Source organism: Sphingobium ummariense RL-3, assembly GCF_000447205.1.
GTDB classification, from domain to species: domain Bacteria; phylum Pseudomonadota; class Alphaproteobacteria; order Sphingomonadales; family Sphingomonadaceae; genus Sphingobium; species Sphingobium ummariense.
The window spans coordinates 45,480-65,616 of the sequence record NZ_AUWY01000118.1 but is presented as its reverse complement, the minus strand read 5'-3'; the positions used below and the strand labels follow the sequence as shown (position 1 = coordinate 65,616).

The 20,137-nt window shown below is 63.6% G+C and carries 19 protein-coding genes; 13 read left to right on the top strand and 6 right to left on the bottom strand.

Annotated features, from left to right (window positions below):
* Window positions 1-52 precede the first annotated feature (52 nt).
* Window positions 53-1,327, bottom strand: coding sequence for a phosphopyruvate hydratase (gene eno, locus M529_RS42375; RefSeq protein WP_021319293.1), 1,275 nt, complete (start codon window positions 1,325-1,327; stop codon window positions 53-55).
* 216 nt (window positions 1,328-1,543) lie between these two features.
* Between eno and M529_RS42370 the strand changes: the two genes are divergently transcribed.
* From M529_RS42370 to M529_RS42350, 5 genes are all read left to right on the top strand, one after another.
* Window positions 1,544-2,161, top strand: coding sequence for a hypothetical protein (locus tag M529_RS42370; protein WP_021319292.1), 618 nt, complete (start codon window positions 1,544-1,546; stop codon window positions 2,159-2,161).
* 62 nt (window positions 2,162-2,223) lie between these two features.
* Window positions 2,224-2,595: a phage holin family protein gene (locus tag M529_RS42365; protein WP_031295328.1), complete on the top strand. Its 372-nt coding sequence runs from the start codon at window positions 2,224-2,226 to the stop codon at window positions 2,593-2,595.
* Window positions 2,592-2,894, top strand: a complete 303-nt coding sequence (locus M529_RS42360) for a hypothetical protein (RefSeq protein ID WP_021319290.1) — start codon at window positions 2,592-2,594, stop codon at window positions 2,892-2,894. Before M529_RS42365 ends, M529_RS42360 begins: the two co-directional genes overlap by 4 nt.
* Window positions 2,887-3,474, top strand: a complete 588-nt coding sequence (locus M529_RS42355; protein WP_021319289.1) for a DUF883 family protein — start codon at window positions 2,887-2,889, stop codon at window positions 3,472-3,474. The genes M529_RS42360 and M529_RS42355 overlap by 8 nt, the downstream gene beginning before the upstream one ends.
* 95 nt (window positions 3,475-3,569) lie before the next feature.
* Window positions 3,570-3,794 carry a DUF4170 domain-containing protein gene (locus tag M529_RS42350; RefSeq protein ID WP_031295326.1) on the top strand — a complete coding sequence of 75 codons (225 nt, stop codon included), beginning with the start codon at window positions 3,570-3,572 and terminating at the stop codon, window positions 3,792-3,794.
* A gap of 16 nt (window positions 3,795-3,810) precedes the next feature.
* Here the strand turns inward: M529_RS42350 and M529_RS42345 are convergent, their stop codons facing one another.
* The 5 genes from M529_RS42345 to carA form a co-directional block, all read right to left on the bottom strand.
* Window positions 3,811-4,470, bottom strand: coding sequence for a rhomboid family intramembrane serine protease (locus tag M529_RS42345; RefSeq protein ID WP_021319287.1), 660 nt, complete (start codon window positions 4,468-4,470; stop codon window positions 3,811-3,813).
* 4 nt (window positions 4,471-4,474) lie between these two features.
* A complete protein-coding gene (greA, locus tag M529_RS42340; protein WP_021319286.1) occupies window positions 4,475-4,951 on the bottom strand; it encodes a transcription elongation factor GreA in 477 nt (158 codons plus the stop codon).
* 81 nt (window positions 4,952-5,032) lie between these two features.
* Entirely contained in the window at window positions 5,033-8,368 is a 3,336-nt protein-coding gene (carB, locus tag M529_RS42335; RefSeq protein WP_021319285.1) for a carbamoyl-phosphate synthase large subunit, read from the bottom strand.
* Window positions 8,368-8,652, bottom strand: coding sequence for a class II D-tagatose-bisphosphate aldolase, non-catalytic subunit (locus M529_RS49810; RefSeq protein WP_161626369.1), 285 nt, complete (start codon window positions 8,650-8,652; stop codon window positions 8,368-8,370). Before M529_RS49810 ends, carB begins: the two co-directional genes overlap by 1 nt.
* A complete protein-coding gene (gene carA / locus M529_RS42330; protein ID WP_021319284.1) occupies window positions 8,649-9,818 on the bottom strand; it encodes a glutamine-hydrolyzing carbamoyl-phosphate synthase small subunit in 1,170 nt (389 codons plus the stop codon). The genes M529_RS49810 and carA overlap by 4 nt, the downstream gene beginning before the upstream one ends.
* Window positions 9,819-9,972: 154 nt before the next feature.
* Between carA and M529_RS42325 the strand changes: the two genes are divergently transcribed.
* The 8 genes from M529_RS42325 to katG all read left to right on the top strand — a co-directional run bounded on the left by M529_RS42325 (window position 9,973) and on the right by katG (window position 20,093).
* The gene (locus tag M529_RS42325; RefSeq protein ID WP_021319283.1) at window positions 9,973-10,425 is read left to right on the top strand and encodes a GatB/YqeY domain-containing protein; all 453 of its coding nucleotides are present in this window, start codon (window positions 9,973-9,975) and stop codon (window positions 10,423-10,425) included.
* Between the two features lie 12 nt (window positions 10,426-10,437).
* Window positions 10,438-12,303 (top strand): DNA primase, encoded by a 1,866-nt coding sequence (gene dnaG, locus M529_RS42320; protein ID WP_021319282.1) that lies wholly within the window; start codon window positions 10,438-10,440, stop codon window positions 12,301-12,303.
* A 42-nt stretch (window positions 12,304-12,345) separates the two neighbouring features.
* Window positions 12,346-14,391, top strand: a complete 2,046-nt coding sequence (gene rpoD / locus M529_RS42315; RefSeq protein ID WP_021319281.1) for an RNA polymerase sigma factor RpoD — start codon at window positions 12,346-12,348, stop codon at window positions 14,389-14,391.
* A 135-nt stretch (window positions 14,392-14,526) separates the two neighbouring features.
* Window positions 14,527-15,207, top strand: a complete 681-nt coding sequence (locus tag M529_RS42310; RefSeq protein WP_021319280.1) for a DUF6975 family protein — start codon at window positions 14,527-14,529, stop codon at window positions 15,205-15,207.
* Window positions 15,208-15,299: 92 nt separating this feature from the next.
* Complete coding sequence (locus tag M529_RS42305; protein ID WP_021319279.1) at window positions 15,300-16,145, top strand: AAA family ATPase; 846 nt, start codon at window positions 15,300-15,302, stop codon at window positions 16,143-16,145.
* A gap of 38 nt (window positions 16,146-16,183) precedes the next feature.
* A complete protein-coding gene (locus tag M529_RS42300; RefSeq protein WP_021319278.1) occupies window positions 16,184-16,597 on the top strand; it encodes a GFA family protein in 414 nt (137 codons plus the stop codon).
* A 93-nt stretch (window positions 16,598-16,690) separates the two neighbouring features.
* Complete coding sequence (locus tag M529_RS42295) at window positions 16,691-17,710, top strand: hypothetical protein (protein WP_021319277.1); 1,020 nt, start codon at window positions 16,691-16,693, stop codon at window positions 17,708-17,710.
* A gap of 175 nt (window positions 17,711-17,885) precedes the next feature.
* Window positions 17,886-20,093: a catalase/peroxidase HPI gene (gene katG / locus M529_RS42290; RefSeq protein WP_021319276.1), complete on the top strand. Its 2,208-nt coding sequence runs from the start codon at window positions 17,886-17,888 to the stop codon at window positions 20,091-20,093.
* The last annotated feature ends 44 nt before the right edge of the window (window positions 20,094-20,137 follow it).

The following is a 20,137-nucleotide window of genomic DNA, read 5'->3' as shown; positions in this document are numbered from 1 at the left end:
TGGCCGCAAGCGAAAAAGCGTTAATGTGCGGCCAGTCGATTCAGGATGTTATTCAGCGAAAGATCGAACGGCCGGCATAGAGCGCGACATCGCCCAGTTCTTCCTCGATTCGGATGAGCTGGTTGTACTTGGCGAGCCGGTCGGACCGGGCGAGCGAGCCGGTCTTGATCTGCCCGCAATTGGTCGCGACGGCGAGGTCCGCAATCGTGGCGTCCTCCGTTTCGCCCGAGCGGTGCGACATCACGGCGGTGTAACGGGCGCGGTGCGCCATATCGACGGCAGCCAGCGTCTCGGTCAGCGAGCCGATCTGATTCACTTTCACCAGCAGCGAGTTGGCGAGCCCCTTGCCGATGCCCATCGACAGGCGCGCCGGGTTGGTGACGAACAGGTCGTCGCCGACAAGCTGGACCGAGCCGCCGATCTTGTCGGTCAGCGCCTTCCAACCCTCGAAATCGTCCTCGCTCATGCCATCCTCGATCGACTTGATGGGATAGTCTGCCGTCAGCGCAGCGAGATAATCGGCCATTTCGACCGGCGAGAGCGAAAGGCCTTCGCCCGAAATCTCATATTTGCCGTTCTTGAAGAATTCGGTCGCGGCGCAGTCCAGCGCCAGCACGACGTCATCGCCCGGCTTGTAACCCGCCTTCTCGATGGACAGCATGATGAAGTCGAGCGCATCCCGGGTCGAGGCGATGTTCGGCGCAAAGCCGCCCTCGTCACCGACCGAGGTCGCGAGCCCCTTGTCATGCAGGCCCTTCTTGAGCGTGTGGAAGATCTCGGACCCGATGCGGACGGCGTCGGCAAGGCTTTCCGCGCCGACCGGCATGATCATGAATTCCTGGAAATCGATGGGATTGTCGGCATGCTCGCCGCCGTTGATGATGTTCATCATCGGCACCGGCAGCACATGGGCGTTCACCCCGCCCACATAGCGGTAGAGCGGCAGGCCGCGCGCGTCTGCGGCCGCCTTTGCCGTCGCCAGGCTGACGCCCAGGATCGCGTTGGCGCCCAGGCGCGACTTGTTCTCCGTGCCATCGAGGGCGATCATCGCCGCATCGACCTCCGCCTGATCCTCTGCATCCAGGCCGATGATCTGCTCGGCAATCTCGTCATTGACCGCGGCAACCGCGGCGAGCACGCCCTTGCCCAGATATTTGCTCTTGTCCCCGTCCCGCTTTTCCACCGCCTCATAGGCGCCGGTGGACGCACCAGAGGGTACAGCAGCACGGCCGAAGCTGCCGTCTTCCAGCATGACGTCCACCTCGACCGTGGGATTTCCACGGCTGTCGAGGATCTGGCGGGCGTGGATGTCGAGAATAGCGGTCATGGTCGCTCCCTGAACTGCTGCTGGGCCGTTTTCGGGCTTCGCTTAGCCACCACCTTGCGGCTTGGCAATGCAGGGGGTTGCGCGGCGCTCAAAAATGCCGATGCTCAAAATAGTAACGGCATCGGAACTGTCGTCATCGCGAAGCATTGGGGTAGGAAAGGCCCTGCTGCTTCATGCAGCGATGGGCCATGCCGATCTGGAAGGAGACTCTTGACCATGGCCGACACCCCGGAAACGCCGCCCGTCAAGCGCGGCAGGAAATCCGACGCTGCCAAGCCCGCCAAAGCGAAGCCCGCCAAGGCCGGGACCTCGCCAGCGCCGGTGAAGGCTGCCCCCGTCAAGACGGCCGCCACGCGCAAAGCTCCGGCGGCGAAGTCCGGCAATGGCGCTGCCTCCCATAGCTTTGCGGCGCAGATCGCACCGCTCAAGGCGCAGGCGGAAAAGGCCGCCAAGGCCGCCTCGGAAAAGCTGCAGTCCGTTGACTGGAAGGCGCGTATCGATCCGCTGAAGGAACAGGCGGGCAAGACCGCAAAGTCAGCCGCAACCGTAGCGAAGGACAAGACCGGCGGGGCCATGCAGAGCTTGGCCAAGCTGATCTCCGACACGGCCGGCACGGTCGATGCCAAGCTGGGTCCACAATATGGTGACTATGCCCGGCAGGCGGCGGAATCGGTGGCCGGCGCGGCCAAAACGCTGGACAGCAAGGATGTCGATCAGTTGATGGCGGAGGCGCGGGATTTCGTCCGCAAGAGCCCCGCTGTGGCAATCGGCGCGGCGGCTGTGGTCGGTTTCGTCCTGATGCGGCTTGCCAAGGGCCCTGACGACAACGACTAAGGAAGAAGCCCGACACGGCTTCAGGTCGCATACGCATCCCAGAAGCAGGGCGGAGGTTTTTCTTGACGGATGATGCAGCCGATCCGGCGATGCCGCAGGCTGAAGCGCTGGACGAGTCCGTGCGGGACACCCTTGCCCGGCTCTATTCCGACGGTCGGGCTTACGCCTCTGCGGAAATGGACCGACAGAGGCTGCGGGCGGGCATCCTCGGCACCGGCGTGCGCGATGCAGCCGTTCTCGCTCTCGTGGCACTCATTCTCCTGTTTTCCGCGATCGTGGCGTTGCTGGTGGGATTGATCCTCACCCTCGAACGTAGCATCGGCCCGCTATGGGCCACCCTTGCCGTGGTTGGTGGCACCCTGCTGGCCACGCTCGTGCTTCTGCTATTGGCGAAGGCCCGGATCGAATGTATGAAAAAAGCGATCACGCCATGAGCGGGGAAGCGGACTACAAAGCGGCGACCGCGCGTGCCCGGGAAGCGCGGGCGCATTTCCTCACCAGCGCCCAGGCGGCCAGAGATCGCATCACCCCCGCCCGACTCAAGCAAGACGCCCAGGCGCAGGCTGCCGACGTCGTCGGCAGGATGGCCGCAAAGGCACGTCAGCGGCCGATCGCGATCGGAACAGCGGCCGCCGCATTGCTGGCCTATCTGGCGCGTCGCCCGCTGGCGGCACTTTTCGGACGGCTGTACGTTCGACTGAGGAACCGCAAACCGGAGAGTGACGATGTCTGATATTCGCACGCAGCTGAATCGAGCCCGTGAGGCCGCCAACGACATCGCCGGAACCGCATCCGGCCGAATCCGCGAAACGACCGAAAAGGCGCGAGAAGGCGCCGGTGACCTGCTGCAAACGAGCCGCGACAAGGCTGGCGACGTCTATGCCGGTGCACGCGATCGCACGCAGCGGGCTGCCACCCGCGCGAACGAGATCATCCAGGAACATCCCATCGCAGCCGTCGCCGGCGCCGTAGCCGCGGGGGCGGTGATCGCATGGATGTTCCCGAAGAGCCGGGCCGTCATAAAGGCGATCCCTGCCCTGGCCACGACAGCCGGCTCGCGCATGGTCGAGGCGGCCATGGCCGCCCGGGCGGCAGCGACGGAAGGCGCGCAGACGATCAGGGAAAGCGCCGGCACCGTATTGGATGCCGCGAGGGAAAATGCCGGCGATGCCGTCTCCGCCGCCCGCGACACTGCCGCCTCGGCCGATCTCGGCGGCAAGGCGTCGCGCCTTGCGGAGGATGTGACGTCCCTCATCGCCGACAGGATCGATGCCTTCAGCGAAGCCGTGCGGGCGCGCCTGCCCCGCCGATAGTCACCGGCCTTCCGCTGAAAGTGGCGGTTCCCCTTGGATGGGCGCGGCAGCACTGCTACTGTCGCGCTTCACCCATGGGAGAATATCGGAACATCATGAGCAAGCTGCACCTTGTAATGGGCGGGCGCGTCAGCAATCCCCAAACGCTGGAATTCGATGACCTTTCGTCGATCGATCTGGTCGGCGTATATCCCGATTATAATTCAGCGGAAAAGGCATGGCGCGGCGCGGCCCAGCGGACGGTGGACGATGCGGAAATGCGCTACGTCATCGTTCATCTTCACCGGCTGCTTCAACCCGACCTGCCGAAGCCCGCGTAACCGCAGCACCTGAACGTCAGGACTGGGGCTGCTGCCGCTTGCGAAAACGCCACCGCAGGAGAGGTCGGGTCAGCGCCAGTCCCACCAGGAAACCGCCAATATGGGCGGCCACCGCGATCCGGCCGAGACCTTCCAATCCGCCGGAGGTAGCGATGCCGATCATGACCTGGAGCACGATCCACCCTCCGGCAAGCCAAAGCAATCGCACGGTGCTGGCAGACAGAGGTCCCAGCCGGCTCACCTTCTGCTGGCTGTAAAGCAAGGCATAGGTGGCCATGACAGCGGAAATGGCGCCGCTGGCGCCTACCATCGGATTCGTCGAGCCGGGATCGACCGCCCATTGCGCGAACGTCGCGCCATAAGCGCCGACGACATAAAGCAGCAGCGTCGCGCCTTTTTCCAGCACATGCTCGACCTGCCGTCCGCAAAAGACGAGCATCAGCAGGTTGAAGCCGACATGCAGCCAGTTGGCATGGACCAGCGTGCAACTGAGAGGCGTAAGCCAGACCGGCACGGCCGCCATGCCGTCCAGCAAAGCAGGATCACCAATGCGCGCCGGAATGAAACCGGCGACGATCGCGACATTATCGACCTGCCCGCTGAAGGTCAGCAGCAGGAACGCGACGAAGGTGATCGCCGCGACCCCATCGGTCAGGCGGCCGGCGGGCAGCTTCACGGGATCAGATGAACTCGATCTTTTCGACGAGGTAGAACTTATCGCCCGAAGGAACCGATACCTCGACCTCGTCGCCGACCTGGCGCCCGATCAGCGCACGGCCCAGAGGGCTCGAATAGCTGATCATGCCCATTTTGGCATCCGCCTCCGCCTGGCCCACGATCTGATAGCGGACCGGCTTGTCGTCCTCGTCCAGCAAGGTCACGGTCGCGCCGAAGATCACCTTGTCGCCGGACAGAGTCTTTGGATCGATGACCTGGGCGCGCGACAGCTTGTCCTCCAGATCGGCAATGGTCGCCTCTACCTGGCCCTGACGCTCCTTGGCGGCATGATATTCGGCGTTCTCCGACAGGTCGCCGTGCGCGCGAGCTTCCTCGATGGCGTCCACGATCAGCGGACGTTCCGCCTTCAGCTCGCGGAGCTGCCCATTGAGCTTGTCATAGCCCACCTGCAGCATCGGCATCTTCTCGACGGTCGCCATTCTTGCAAATCCTTCGTCAAAACTTCCCTTTGGCGGCCCCGACATGAGGCCACCCGCAGCGTGCATTCCTTGTGCAGGGGATCAGGCTTGCGACCCTGGATAATAGGACTGGAGCGAACGCACTTCAAGGGCGCGGGCCTGCAAGGCCTCTATCGCGTCAGCGGCGGCGACGCTGGCGGCGGCGGTGGTGAAGCTCGCGATCTTCGCACGGAGCGCCGACGTGCGGATCGCCTTGCTATCCTTCAGCGACTGCCAGCCTTCGGTGGTGTTGAAGATGAGATGCACCTCCCCGTCGGTGATGCGATCGACGATGTGCGGGCGGCCTTCGGCGACCTTGTTGACGCGCTGGACGGCGATCCCCTCCGCTTCCAGATAGCTGGCAGTGCCGCCGGTCGCGATGATGGTGAAGCCCATCGCGGCGATCTTCTGCACGGCCGGCAGGATCACCGGCTTGTCGCTGTCCTTGACCGAGACGAACACGGTCCCGCTGGTCGGCAGCATGGTGCCCGCGCCGATCTGCGCCTTGGCGAAAGCGGTGGCGAAATCACTATCGATTCCCATAACTTCGCCCGTGCTCTTCATTTCCGGCGAGAGGACAGGATCGACGCCGGGGAAGCGCGCGAAGGGGAAGACGGCTTCCTTGACCGCGACATGCGAAATGGCGTTGCGGTCGATTCTCGGCAAATCCTTCAGCTTCTCGCCGGCCATCACGCGGCTGGCAATCTTGGCGATGGGCGTGCCGATCGCCTTGGCGACGAAGGGGACAGTGCGGCTGGCGCGCGGGTTGACCTCGATCAGATAGACGGTGTTGTCCTTGACCGCGAACTGGATGTTCATGAGGCCACGCACGGAAAGCGCACGGGCAAGCACGTCGGCCTGCCGCTCGATTTCCGCGATGATGTCATCCGACAGACTGTAAGGCGGCAGCGAGCAGGCGCTGTCGCCCGAATGGACGCCTGCCTCCTCGATATGCTGGAGCACGCCCGCGACCACGACGTCATCACCGTCACACAGCGCGTCCACGTCCACCTCGACCGCGTCGCGCAGATACTGGTCGATCAGCACCGGCGAATCGCCCGAAACCTGGACAGCGGTGGTGATATATTCCTCCAGCTGCGCCTGACCGTCGACGATCTCCATCGCCCGGCCGCCAAGGACGTAGGAAGGACGCATCAGCACCGGATAACCGATGCGGTTGGCGACCGCGATCGCTTCCTCCCGGCTGCGAGCGATGCCGTTGGCCGGCTGCTTGAGCTTCAGCTTGTCGATCAGCGCCGCGAAGCGCTCGCGATCCTCGGCCAGGTCGATGGCGTCGGGGCTGGTGCCCAGGATCGGCACGCCCGCATCCTCCAGCGCCTGCGCCAGTTTGAGCGGCGTCTGTCCGCCGAACTGGACGATGACGCCGGCCAGCGTACCGCGCGACATCTCGACATGCAGGATCTCCAGCACGTCCTCGGCCGTCAGCGGCTCGAAATAGAGACGGTCCGACGTGTCATAGTCGGTCGACACCGTCTCCGGATTGCAGTTGACCATGATCGTCTCATAGCCGGCCTCGGCCAGCGCGAAGCAGGCATGGACGCAGCAATAGTCGAACTCGATGCCCTGACCAATGCGGTTGGGGCCGCCGCCCAGGATAACGACCTTCTGCCGGTCACTGGGCTGCGCCTCATTCTCCGGCTCGCCGAAGATCGGGGCTTCGTAGGTGGAATACATATAGGGCGTCTTCGCCTCGAACTCGGCTGCGCAGGTGTCGATGCGCTTGAAGACCGGGCGAACGCCCAGCTTGTGACGCAGCTTGCGGACCTCTTCCTCGGTAACGCCGCCGGTCATGGCCTTGACCGCCTCGTGGATCAGGCCGCTGCCGCGTGCGATGCCGCGCTCCATGCCGCGCAGATTCGCGGACTTGAGCGCCAGCCAGGCGAGCCGCTTGTCGGAAAAGCCCATCGACTTGAGCCGACGCATCCCTTCGGCATCCTGCGGCAGGCCGTTAGCCAGCACCTCTGCCTCTGCGTCGACGATCTCCTTGATCCGCTCCAGGAACCAGGGATCGAACTTGGCGATCGCATGGATCTCTGCGACGGTCAGGCCCTCACGCAGCGCCTGCGCAGCGACCAGCAGGCGGTCCGGCGTCGGCTGGGACAAAGCCGCGATGATGTCGTCCTTGGGGGCGCCGACCAGATGATCGACCTGATTGAAGCCGGAAAGGCCCGTTTCCAGCCCCCGCAGCGCCTTCTGCATCGATTCATGGATGTTGCGGCCGATCGCCATGACCTCGCCGACCGACTTCATCGCGGTGCCCAGCAGTGGCTCGGCCCCCTTGAACTTCTCAAAGGCGAAGCGCGGGATCTTGGTCACGACATAGTCGATGGTCGGCTCGAAGCTGGCGGGCGTCGCGCCGGTGATGTCATTCTCGATCTCGTCCAGCGTGTAGCCGACGGCCAGCTTGGCCGCGACCTTCGCGATCGGGAAGCCGGTCGCCTTCGACGCCAGCGCCGAGGAGCGGCTGACGCGGGGGTTCATCTCGATCACGATCAGGCGGCCATCCTTCGGATTGACCGCGAACTGCACGTTGGAACCACCTGTTTCCACGCCGATTTCACGCAGCACCGCGATGCTCGCGTTGCGCATGATCTGATATTCCTTGTCGGTCAGCGTCAGCGCCGGCGCGACGGTGATGGAATCGCCCGTATGGACGCCCATCGGATCGACATTCTCGATCGAGCAGATGATGATGGCATTGTCGTTGCGATCCCGCACGACCTCCATCTCATATTCCTTCCAGCCGAGCAGCGACTCCTCGATCAGCACCTCGGTCGTGGGCGAGGCGTCGAGGCCGGCGGCCACGATCTGCTTGAACTCGTCCTTGTTGTAGGCAACGCCGCCGCCCGTGCCGCCGAGCGTGAAGCTCGGCCGGATGATCGAGGGGAGCCCGGTGAACTCCAGCGCTTCCAGCGCTTCTTCCATCGTGTGCGCGATGCGCGAGCGGGCGCTTTCCAGCCCGATCTTGTCCATCGCGTCGCGGAATTTCAGGCGATCCTCCGCCTTGTCGATGGCCTCCGCATCGGCACCGATCATCTTGACGCCATATTTCTCCAGCGTGCCGTCGTTGAACAGAGCCAGCGCGGTATTGAGCGCCGTCTGCCCGCCCATGGTCGGCAGCACCGCGTCGGGGCGTTCCTTCTCAATGATTTTCGCCACGATTTCCGGCGTGATCGGCTCGACATAGGTCGCGTCGGCGAATTCCGGGTCGGTCATGATCGTGGCCGGGTTGGAATTGACCAGGATGATGCGATAGCCCTCTTCCTTGAGCGCCTTCACCGCCTGCGTGCCCGAATAATCGAACTCGCACGCCTGGCCGATGATGATCGGCCCCGCGCCGATGATGAGGATGGAGGAGATGTCGGTGCGTTTGGGCATTATTGTTTTCCGGCGTCTGGAAGGGCTTCATTGCCGACGAAACCAAGGTTCATCGGAACTTTGCTGTCTTTTAGATGCTGCAATAGGCAATCTACCTGCGCATATCTTGCGCGTCTCGACGGCTGAAATTGAACCGTGTTCGCGCCTCGGTGTCGCAGCCACTTTTTAGGCGTCCCACAATCGGCAGAGAAATGGTCGAGCATTGCTTGACTAACAATCTGGGGCTGATCGGCAGGCTCCTGTGGAACGGCTGCCTGCAAGAGCAAAGGCAAAACCATGGTCACGCCGTTTTCAACCTCTCCACGAACCGCTTGAACAGGTAGAAGCTGTCCTGCGGCCCCGGCGAGGCTTCGGGGTGATATTGAACTGAGAAGGCGTTCTTGTCGGTCAGTTCGATGCCGCAATTGCTGCCGTCGAACAGCGATATATGGGTCGGCTTCACGTTGTCGGGCAGCGTGTCGGCATCGACCGCGAAGCCGTGGTTCATGCTGGTGATCTCGACCAGTCCGTCCGACAGGCGCTTGACCGGATGGTTCGCGCCGCGATGGCCCTGATGCATCTTGATCGTCTTCGCGCCCACAGCCAGCCCCAGCAACTGGTGGCCGAGGCAGATGCCGAAGATCGGGACATTTCGGTCTAGCAGCGCGGCGATGACGGGCACGGCATAGGCGCCGGTCGCGGCGGGATCGCCCGGACCGTTGGAGAGGAACACGCCGTCGGGCTTCTGTTCCATCACCTGTTCAAAGGTCGCGGTGGCGGGCAGCACGGTGACGCGCGCACCGGCCTTCACCAGATTGCGGAAGATATTATTCTTCGCGCCATAGTCGATCGCGACGACATGCGGGCGCTCCTCCCCCGCCTCGTTCAGCCCATAGCCGAAGCCCAGCCGCCATACGCCGTCTTTCCACAGGCGGCTTTCCTTGCCGGTAACTTCGATGGCGAGATCCATGCCCTCCAGCCCCGGCCAAGCCGCTGCCTTCGCGGCCAGTGCCGCGAGATCGAACTGGCCTTCGGGATCGTGCGCGATGACAATGTTGGGCGCGCCTTTTACCCGGATGAGCCGGGTGAGCGCACGCGTGTCCACGCCGGCCAAGCCGATGCGGCCATGTTCGCGCATCCACTGGTCGAAGGGTTCCACATTGCGGAAATTGCTGGGCGCGGTTACGTCCTGCCGGACGATGCAGCCCAGCGCGTAAGGGTTGTCAGCCTCCACATCGTCCAGGTTGGTGCCGACATTGCCGATATGGGGGAAGGTGAAGTTGATGATCTGGCCGGCGTAGCTGGGATCGGTCATGATCTCCTGATAGCCGGTGATGGACGTGTTGAAGCAGAGTTCGCCCACCGCCTCGCCCACAGCGCCGAAACCGCGGCCGAACACCGCGCTACCATCGGCGAAAACCACGACCCCTGTCGCTCCTTTGGGCACGGTGAGGGTCTTGGCGTCAGCCATGGTCTGCGGTTCCTTATGCTTTTGCGGGAACCCGTCTGATGCGGGTTAAACGGCCGGTCACCTATGCCCGCAGGCCCCGAAGGTCAACGTCTGTTAAAAATCTCTTTTGCCGCTATATCTACTTCTTTCCGCAAGACACAGGATTTCATCGCCCATGATTCGCGAGACCATCAAGAGCGCCCAGGTCCAAGCCATGAAGGCCGGCGACAAGGATCGCCTGGCCGCCGTGCGCCTGATCCTCGCCAAGCTGAAGGACCGCGACATCGAGCTGCGCACCGCATCGAGCGTGCCCGATGACGACACGATTGTGGTCGAGGTGCTGCAGAGGATGGTGAAGCAGCGCCGCGAATCCATCGACATGTTCAAAAGCGGCGGACGCGAGGAGCTGGCGGCGAAGGAGCAGGCCGAACTGGACGTGATCGAGAGCTTCCTGCCCGCGCAGATGACCGAGGAGGAGACCAAGGCCGCGATCGAGAGCATCAAGGCCGAGGTCGGCGCGGCGAGCGTCAAGGACATGGGCAAGGTCATGGCGGTGCTGAAGGAACGGCACGGCAGCGTCGTGGATATGAGCAAGGCGAGCGGGCTGGTGAAGGCAGCGCTTTCCTGACGTGACCGGGCGATGAGCCTTTCTCCTCAATGGCTGGACGAGCTGCGCGCGCGGACGTCACTGTCGACGCTGATCGGCAAGACGGTGAAGGTGCAGAAGGCCGGGCGCGAATATAAGGCCTGTTGCCCTTTTCATAACGAAAAGACGCCCAGCTTCACGATCAATGACGAGAAGGGTTTCTATCATTGCTTCGGCTGCGGGGCGCATGGCGACGCCATCCGCTGGATGACGGATCATCGGGGCCTGCCGTTCATGGAGGCGGTGAAGGAACTGGCCGCCACCGCCGGCATGGAGGTACCGGCCGCCGATCCCCGCGCGGCGAAACGAGCAGAGCAGGCGAAGGGGCTGCACGAGGCCATGGCCGCTGCGCAAAGCTTCTTCGAGGATCAACTCGGCGGCTTGGATGGTGCGGACGCGCGCGCCTATCTTCACAAGCGGGGCATTACCGATGCGACGCGCCGGGCGTTCGGATTAGGCTATTCATCCGACGCTCGCGGCAAGCTCAAGACCGCGCTGCGCGATTTCGGCGAGCCGATGCTGATCGAAGCCGGTCTCCTGATCGACCCCGAGGGAGAACGTGAAAGCTACGACCGGTTCCGCGGCCGCCTCATGCTCCCCATCCGCGACATCAGGGGTCGCGTGATCGCCTTCGGAGGGCGAATCCTTGGGACGGGCGAACCCAAATATCTGAACTCGCCGGACACCCCGTTGTTCGACAAGGGGCGCACGCTCTACAATATCGACCGCGCCTCCCCTGCCAGTAGGAGCGCCGGCCGCATCATCGTGGTCGAAGGCTATATGGACGTGATCGCCCTGGCGCAGGCGGGCTTCGCAGAAGCGGTCGCGCCGCTCGGCACGGCGCTCACGGAACATCAGATCGAGCGGTTGTGGAAGATGGCCGACGTGCCGATCCTCTGCTTTGACGGCGACACGGCGGGACAGAAGGCTGCGATCCGCGCCGCGGCACGCGCCCTGCCCCTGCTGCGGCCTGGACTGAGCCTCTGTTTCGCCACCCTCCCCACGGGCCAGGATCCGGACGACCTGATCCGCGCCGAGGGGCCAGGTGCCATGGAAGCGGTGTTGGCAGCAGCCGAGCCGCTGGTCGAGCGGCTGTGGCGGCATGAGCAGAACACCGTGCCGCTCGACACGCCCGAGCAACGAGCAGCGCTCAAGCAGCGGCTCGCTGCCCACACGGGTGCAATCCAGCACCCAGATGTGAAGGCACATTATGTCCAGGCCTTTCGGGAGCGCTATGACGCGCTGTTCTTCGCCCGTCCCGCCGCCTCGCCCTCCCCGCGCCATCAAAGAGGCCAGGGGTGGCAGCGGGACCGGCGCGGCAACTGGAAACCACCCCTACCACCCGTTGGGAAGGAGGCCCACGCGATCGGCGCCAGCGGCATGGAGCAACGCTTGCTGCGCGCCATTCTCGCCAGCCTGCTGCGCCATCCCGAGCAGATCGTCATCCATCGCGAGGCGCTTTGCAGCCTGCGGATTGCAGACCCGCACCTCGCCCGGTTGCTCGAAGCGATGATCGCCGCGTCCTTCGGCAAAGAAACAGTTGAAACCGATGGCCTCCTTACCATATTGGGGCAAGGTGAAGTGTATAATATGGCTAAGGGGATGCTCCGGGCCGACACGTTCACATTCACCCCTCACAGGACAGCCGCCGACTCGGATCGCGCCCTGCGCGACCTTAACGAGGCTATCCGGGTGATGGCGCAGGGACCGGAGCTAGAGACGGCACTGGCGGAAGCCACCAGGCGTGCGAAGGACAACCTCACCGAGGAAACCTTCGCCGAGCAGCAACGGGCCCATCGGCTGAAGATGGACCATGATCGCCGCCTGGCGGAACTGGCCCAGTCCGAGGACATTATCTGATCGGATCGCCTTATATAGGGGCGACGGAGTTAAGGCGAATAGATGGCGACGAAGGCGAACGGCAAGGGTGCGGGCGAGGATACGGATACCGGCGATGCGCCGCTGCTCGACCTCAACGAGGCGTCGGTCAAAAAGCTGATCGCCCGCGCGAAGAAACGCGGCTACATCACCTATGACGAGTTGAACGACGCCCTGCCCCAGGGCGAGATGTCCTCCGACCAGATCGAGGACATCAGCGCCGCCCTCAACGAGATGGGCATCAATATCGTCGAGAATGAGGAAGCCAGCGAGGACGGCGACGACCAGCGCGACGATAGCGACGACGATACATCCGACTCGATGGAAGAGGAAGATGGCTCGCCGCGGCCGGTGACCGAGAAGAAGAAGGAAACCGTCGACCGCACGGACGACCCTGTGCGCATGTACCTGCGCGAGATGGGCGCCGTCGAACTTCTCTCCCGCGAGGGCGAGATCGCGATCGCCAAGCGCATCGAGGCAGGTCGCGACACGATGATCCTGGGCCTGTGCGAAAGTCCCACGACCTTCAACGCGATCATCGAATGGTCGACCGCGCTCAACAATGGCGAGATGCAGCTGCGCGAGATCCTGGATCTCGACGCGATGCTCTCCAAGGATCCTGCCCCGGAAAGCCTGGAGGAAGGCGCCGAGGACGATGACGGCGAGATCAGCGAGAAGACCGCCGGCCCCAGCTTCAAGGAAGAGGAGGAGCCTGAAGAGGAGGCTGCCGATTCCGACGAGGATGAGGATGGTCTGACCGAGCGCCGCGCCCGCCGGATGGAGGAAGAGGACGAGGAAGACAACACGCTGTCCCTCGCCCAGATGGAAGAGACCCTAAAGCCGATGGCGCTGGAAAAATTCGCCGCCATCACTGAGATTTTCCGTACCTTCTCCCTGGCGCAGGAAGCGCGCATGGCCGCCATGGCCAATGGCGAGACCTTGAGCGAAAAGGATGAGGACGATTACCAGGCCTTGCGCGAGAGCCTGACTGCCGAGGTCGAGAGCGTCCAGTTCCACCAGCAGAAGATCGAATATCTGGTCGACCAGCTCTACGCCTACAACCGCCGCCTGACCGCGCTGGGCGGGCAGATGCTGCGTCTGGCGGAGCGTCACAAGGTGAGCCGCAAGGATTTCCTCGATCGTTATGTGAACCATGAATTGGACGACGGCTGGCTCGACAAGGTGAGCGGCCTCGACAAGAAGTGGGCTGCCTTCGCTGCCGCAGAGGCGCGCGCGGTCGAGCGCATCCGCAACGAGGTGAGCGAAATCGCCCAGGCGACAGGCATGTCGCTCAGCGAATTCCGCCGCATCGTCAACATGGTGCAGAAGGGCGAACGCGAAGCACGCATCGCGAAGAAGGAAATGGTCGAAGCGAACCTGCGCTTGGTCATCTCCATCGCGAAGAAATATACAAACCGCGGCCTGCAGTTCCTGGACCTGATCCAGGAAGGCAATATCGGCCTGATGAAGGCCGTGGATAAGTTCGAATATCGCCGCGGCTACAAGTTCAGCACCTATGCGACCTGGTGGATCAGGCAGGCGATCACCCGCTCGATCGCGGATCAGGCGCGGACCATCCGTATCCCGGTCCATATGATCGAAACGATCAACAAGCTGGTCCGCACCAGCCGCCAGTTCCTGCACGAGCAGGGCCGTGAGCCAACGCCCGAGGAGATGGCCGAGCGCCTGAGCATGCCGCTCGAGAAGGTGCGCAAGGTGATGAAGATCGCCAAGGAGCCGATCTCGCTCGAAACGCCGATCGGCGACGAGGAGGATTCGCACCTCGGCGACTTCATCGAGGACAAGAACGCGATCATCCCGGTGGACGCCGCGATCCAGGCGAACCTCAAGGAAACGGTCACCCGCGTCCTGGCGAGCCTCACCCCGCGCGAGGAACGCGTGCTGCGCATGCGTTTCGGCATCGGCATGAACACCGACCACACGCTGGAGGAAGTGGGCCAGCAGTTCAGCGTGACCCGCGAACGCATCCGCCAGATCGAGGCGAAGGCGCTGCGCAAGCTGAAGCATCCCAGCCGCAGCCGGAAGATGCGATCATTCCTCGATCAATAATGCGCTCCTCACGCGACGTGGAAAGGGCGGCTTCCGGCCGCCCTTTTTCGTCGGGTGTAAACTCCCCGTTTACCCGCTTGGCCATAGGATATCGTTCGTGACGAACCGCGACGCGCGGCAGACAGGGGTTTGACGATGGGCGAAGCGGCACCACGCTATCAGTTTGGCCATATTCCGCGAATTCTGGAAGCGCTGGTTGCGGCCGACGGCACTGGCGCGCACGTCTATGCCCAGAGCGCGGGCATCAGCGCCACGCCAGGTGGCCTGCTATCCCTTTCCGACCTGGCCGACGCTGCCTATTATCTTTGCCTGCTGCACGGCCGCCATCCGGGGATCATAGATCATGCCGCTACGCGATCAGCCGAAAACGCCGCGCGCGAATGGCTCATACTCGCCGCCGACGCCTTTGCGCGCGAGCGCGCCTATCTGACCCAGGTAACGGTTGCCGTGGGGCCTGCGCCCAGCACGACCGGTCAGGCGGATTGCGAACCGGTGGTCAACCAGCAGCGCCACGCGCTTGACATGCTCGCCCAGTCCGACCGGCGCGGCTGCGCAATGGGCGCGGCGATGGCGCTGGTGCTCGACTGGCGCGCTGTGCGGCATGTGCTCGACATGGCGGCGGTGCGCGCAGGCATCGAACCCTATTCATGCACCCTGCCGGATCGCGCTGCGACGCTGGAGGTCGCACGCGCCATCGGCCGCGACGAACAAATTTCCCGTGCCATCCAGTTCGGCGCACGCCAGTTGCTCGCCCAGCATCGCGGCTTGTGGGATCTGCTGCAGGCCCGCGCCAATCTCCGCACGCGCCAGCGCTAATTCGCAGGGCCCAAAATACGGCGTGAAAACACATTGCGCCCTTTTGCCGCATTTCCTAGTCCGGCAGGACTTGAAGGAAAGCGAACCAGCCGATGCGCTTTGAAGGCACACAGGATTATGTTGCTACGGATGATCTGAAGGTCGCGGTCAACGCCGCCGTGCTGCTGCGGCGTCCGCTGCTGGTGAAGGGTGAGCCCGGCACCGGCAAGACTGTGCTGGCCCAGGAGATCGCCAAAGCCATGGGTGCTCCGCTGATCGAATGGAACATCAAGTCGACGACCAAGGCACACCAGGGTCTCTATGAATATGACGCGGTGGCGCGTCTTCGGGACGGCCAGCTCGGCGACCCGCGCGTGCACGACATCTCCAACTATATCCGCAAGGGCAAGCTGTGGGAGGCGTTCACCTCTCCCACCCTGCCGGTTCTGCTGATCGACGAGATCGATAAGGCAGACATCGAGTTCCCCAACGACCTGTTGCAGGAACTCGACCGCATGGCCTTCCATGTCTACGAAACCGGGGAAACGATCGCAGCCAAGGAACGGCCGGTGGTCATCATCACTTCCAATAATGAAAAGGAACTGCCCGACGCCTTTCTGCGTCGCTGCTTCTTTCACTACATCCGGTTCCCGGATCGCGAGACGATGCAGGCGATCATCGACGTCCACTTCCCCCGCATCCAGAAAATTCTCGTCAGCCGCGCAATGGACATCTTCTACGACATCCGAGAGGTGCCGGGCCTGAAGAAGAAGCCCTCGACCAGCGAGTTGCTTGATTGGTTGAAGTTGCTGCTGAACGAAGACATGCCGCTCGACGCGCTGCAGGCCAGCGATCCTGCCAAGGCCATTCCGCCGCTTCATGGCGCGCTGCTGAAGAACGAACAGGACATCATGATGTTCGAACGACTGGCCTTCATGAACCGTCGGCAGGGACGGTAGATTGATCTCAAACAGCCTCTCTTTCTCCAGGAGCCCATATGCCACATGAAGCCGGATGCCTATGCGGGCAGGTGCGCATCATGATCGACGCCGAACCGGTGGCTGCCCGCGCATGCTGGTGCCGGCTGTGCCAGTATCTGGGCGCCGGCACCGCGACGGTGAACGTCTGCTTTCCCTCCGACAAGGTCTCGACCACCGGGGAGGTCCGCTGGCATGCCAGTGTTGCCGACAGCGGTACCCCGATGCAGCGCGGCTTCTGTCCGAAATGTGGAACGCCCTTGTTCAGCATCGCCGAAACCCGCAAACATTTGACCTTCATCCGTGCCGGCGCGCTCGATGATCCGGATTTGAAGGGTCCCGAGGCGATCATCTGGACGGACGAGGCGCCGGGCTGGGCGCATTTCGACCCCGACCTGCCCCATTATCCGGGGCAGATTCCACCCGCAGCCTGATGAAAGGCGCTTGCGCACGGCGGGAAAGCCCGTAAGTCTGTTCTCTTGTGTTCAAGGCCGCGACAAGACGGTCTGATCGAGAGAGGATGACCGATGCGGCGTTTCGCCCTGCCCCTGCTGCCGGCCCTGCTGGCCTTTTCCGCGCCTGCGATGGCGCAGGACGTGGAAGCCTGGACACCGACCGACACGGCCCTGCGCGCGAACGCGGCCGGCATAGCCCTACCGCAGACGATCGCCGGCCTGTCGCTCTCCAAAAGCGGCGAGCTGTCGAACGGCGGCAAGGGCGTGGACAATTACGCCCAATATCTGTCGGAAGACGGGGCCATCCAGGCCACGCTCTACGTTTATATGCCGAGCTACGCCGATGCGGCGCTGGCGGCCTATATGACCGACAAGGCGGTGATGGAGCGTTTCGGCACCAAGACCCGCCGCACCGCTTATGCCGGGGCGGCCGCGGGCGGTCGACAGGGCACGGCGATCCGCGCGGTCTATGACGATGCCGCGGATGGAGCGTTGACGACTGGCGCCGCCTTTGTCCACGCTGGACGCTGGATGGTGAAGCTACGCGTCACCGGTCCCTCCGAACGGCGCAAGGAGGTGCTGGCAGGACTAGACAGCATGCTGGCTGCGCTCCGCTTCGACGATCCGCAGTCGTTGCATGCAGCCGCTCCGGCAGAATTTGCTCCCTGCCCAGTGACCGACGGAGCCGATGCCCGGCTGACGAGCGCGGCCCCTGTCACCGAAACCGCCACGCTGTCGGTGCCGCATGGCGGCGCAGGACGGTTGTGCGTTCGGGGCGCCGTGGAAACCGCCGAAGGGCATTACGACATGCTGCAGCAGGCAGGCGTGCAGGGCGGTGCGATTCTGGTGCCGGTGGACGACGCGGGCACCCTGCTCGCGGTGGATCCTGCCGGGAAGGGTGGCTATCGTCTGTCGATCCATTCGGTCGGGCAGACCGACCTTTACGGCCTTTATGACAAGATACCGAGCGCCCGCCAGATCGCGGCGATCCTGGAAGGCAAGGACCCGCAGACCGCCCAGGCCGGAGCCATAGCGGACCACGCCGCCAACGGCACCGTGACGCTCCGGACGGCAAGCGCAAAGGCTCGCTGACTTACTAAAAAACACCGGATTTGATGGGGAGGCGCGGGTCATCCGCGCCTTTTTTCCGTTTCAGATTGCCCACCGCTGATCGATTTTCCAATTCTACTTGACCGACGAAGATCATTTCTCCGGCGCCAGACCGGGGTTTATCCTTCCCCTACTTTGGTCTGAGAGGAGTCGAGAAATGGATGCGAAAACGAGTGGCAGCCCGCTGAACGATCCCGCCAAACAGCCTCTGGCAATGCGATCGCTGCTGGGGCGGACCAACCGCGACTGGTGGCCCAACCAGCTGTCGCTGGACATCCTGCACCAGAATGGGCTGAGCGGCGATCCGATGGGCGACGATTTCGATTATGACGCCGAGTTCAAGACGCTGGACCTCGCAGCGGTAAAGCGCGACCTGACCGCGCTGATGACCGACAGTCAGCCTTGGTGGCCCGCCGACTACGGCCACTATGGCCCCTTCTTCATCCGCATGGCCTGGCATTCGGCCGGCACCTACCGCACTGGAGACGGTCGCGGCGGTGCCTCTTCGGGCACGCAGCGCTTTGCGCCGCTCAACAGCTGGCCCGACAACGCCAACCTGGACAAGGCGCGCCGGCTTCTCTGGCCGATCAAGCAGAAATATGGCCGCAAGCTCAGTTGGGCAGACCTGCTGATCCTTGCCGGGAATGTCGCAATCGAATCGATGGGCGGGCCGGTGTTCGGCTTTGGCGGGGGCCGTGCGGACGTCTTCGAACCGGAGAAGGACATCTACTGGGGCACCGAAGAGTTCTGGGTCGGACAGGAGGGGAATGAGACACGCATCCAGCCCGACAAGGAAATGGTGCTGGAAAGCCCACTGGCCGCGATCCAGATGGGCCTCATCTACGTCAATCCCGAAGGCCCGGGCGGCGTGCCCGACCCGGTGCAATCGGCCCGCGACATCCGTGAAACCTTCGCCCGCATGGCGATGAACGATGAGGAGACGCTGGCCCTGACCGCGGGCGGCCATACCTTCGGCAAGTGCCACGGAGCAGGCGACGCTTCCAAGGTCGGCGCAGAGCCGGAGGGCGCCGACATCGCGCAACAGGGCCTCGGCTGGCAAAGTGGGCATGAAAGCGGCATCGGGGATGATACCATCACCAGCGGTCTGGAAGGACCATGGACACCCACCCCGATCCAATGGTCCATGAACTATTTCCGCATGCTGCTCGATTATGATTATGAGCTGGTGAAAAGCCCGGCGGGCGCCTGGCAGTGGCAGCCCAAGGACCAAAAGCCGGAAGACATGGCGCCCGGAGCGCACAGCCCTGGCAAGCGCGTGCCGACGATGATGACGACCGCCGACATGGCGTTCAAGGTCGATCCCAAATATCGGGAGATTGCCGAGCGCTTCTACGCCAATCCCGACCAGTTCGCCGACGCCTTCGCCCGCGCCTGGTTCAAGCTGACACACCGCGACATGGGGCCGAAGGTGCGCTATCTTGGCCCCGATGTCCCTGCCGAGGATCTGATCTGGCAGGATCCCGTCCCGCCGGGTCCGGTGCTGAGCGAAGCGGATGTCGCCGCACTCAAGAGCAGGATCGCTGCGTCCGGGCTCAGCATCGGACAGTTGGTCAAGACAGCCTGGGCTTCCGCCGCGACTTTCCGCGGATCGGATAAGCGCGGCGGCGCCAACGGCGCCCGCATCCGCCTGGCGCCGCAGAAGGACTGGGATGTGAATGAGCCCGCTGAGCTTGCCCGCGTGCTGGCGGTCTATGAAGGCATCCAAGCCAGCTTCGAAGACGATGTCAGCATTGCGGACCTGATCGTGCTCGGCGGGAATGTCGGCATCGAGCAGGCGGCCAGGGCGGCCGGTCACGAGGTGAGCATCCCCTTCTCCTCCGGTCGCGGCGACGCGAGCGAGGAGCAGACCGACGCCCACAGCTTCGAGCCGCTGGAGCCCAAGGCGGACGGTTTCCGCAACTATCTCCAGGTCCGCTTCAACGTGCCGACGGAGGAGTTGCTGGTGGACCGCGCCCAACTGCTGGGTCTCAGCGCACCGGAGATGACGGTGCTTGTCGGCGGCCTGCGGGTGCTGGGCGCCAATCATGGCGGATCGCCACGCGGCGTGTTCACCGACCGCCCGGGGCAGCTTTCCAACGACTTCTTCGTCAATCTGCTCGACATGGGCACGGCGTGGAAGCAGGTGGATGATGATGCCGACGAGGTCTTCGTCGGCAGCGACCGCTCCACCGGCGAGCAAAAATGGACGGCTACGCGCACGGACCTTGTGTTCGGTTCCAATTCGCAGCTGCGTGCGTTGTCGGAAGTCTACGCATCGGCGGACGCGGCCGAAAAGTTCGTGGCCGATTTCATCGCGGCCTGGACGAAGGTGATGAACGCCGATCGCTTCGACCTGCGAGCCTGACGCAGGAATGCCGGCCCGCCGTCACATGGCGGCGGGGCCGGTAT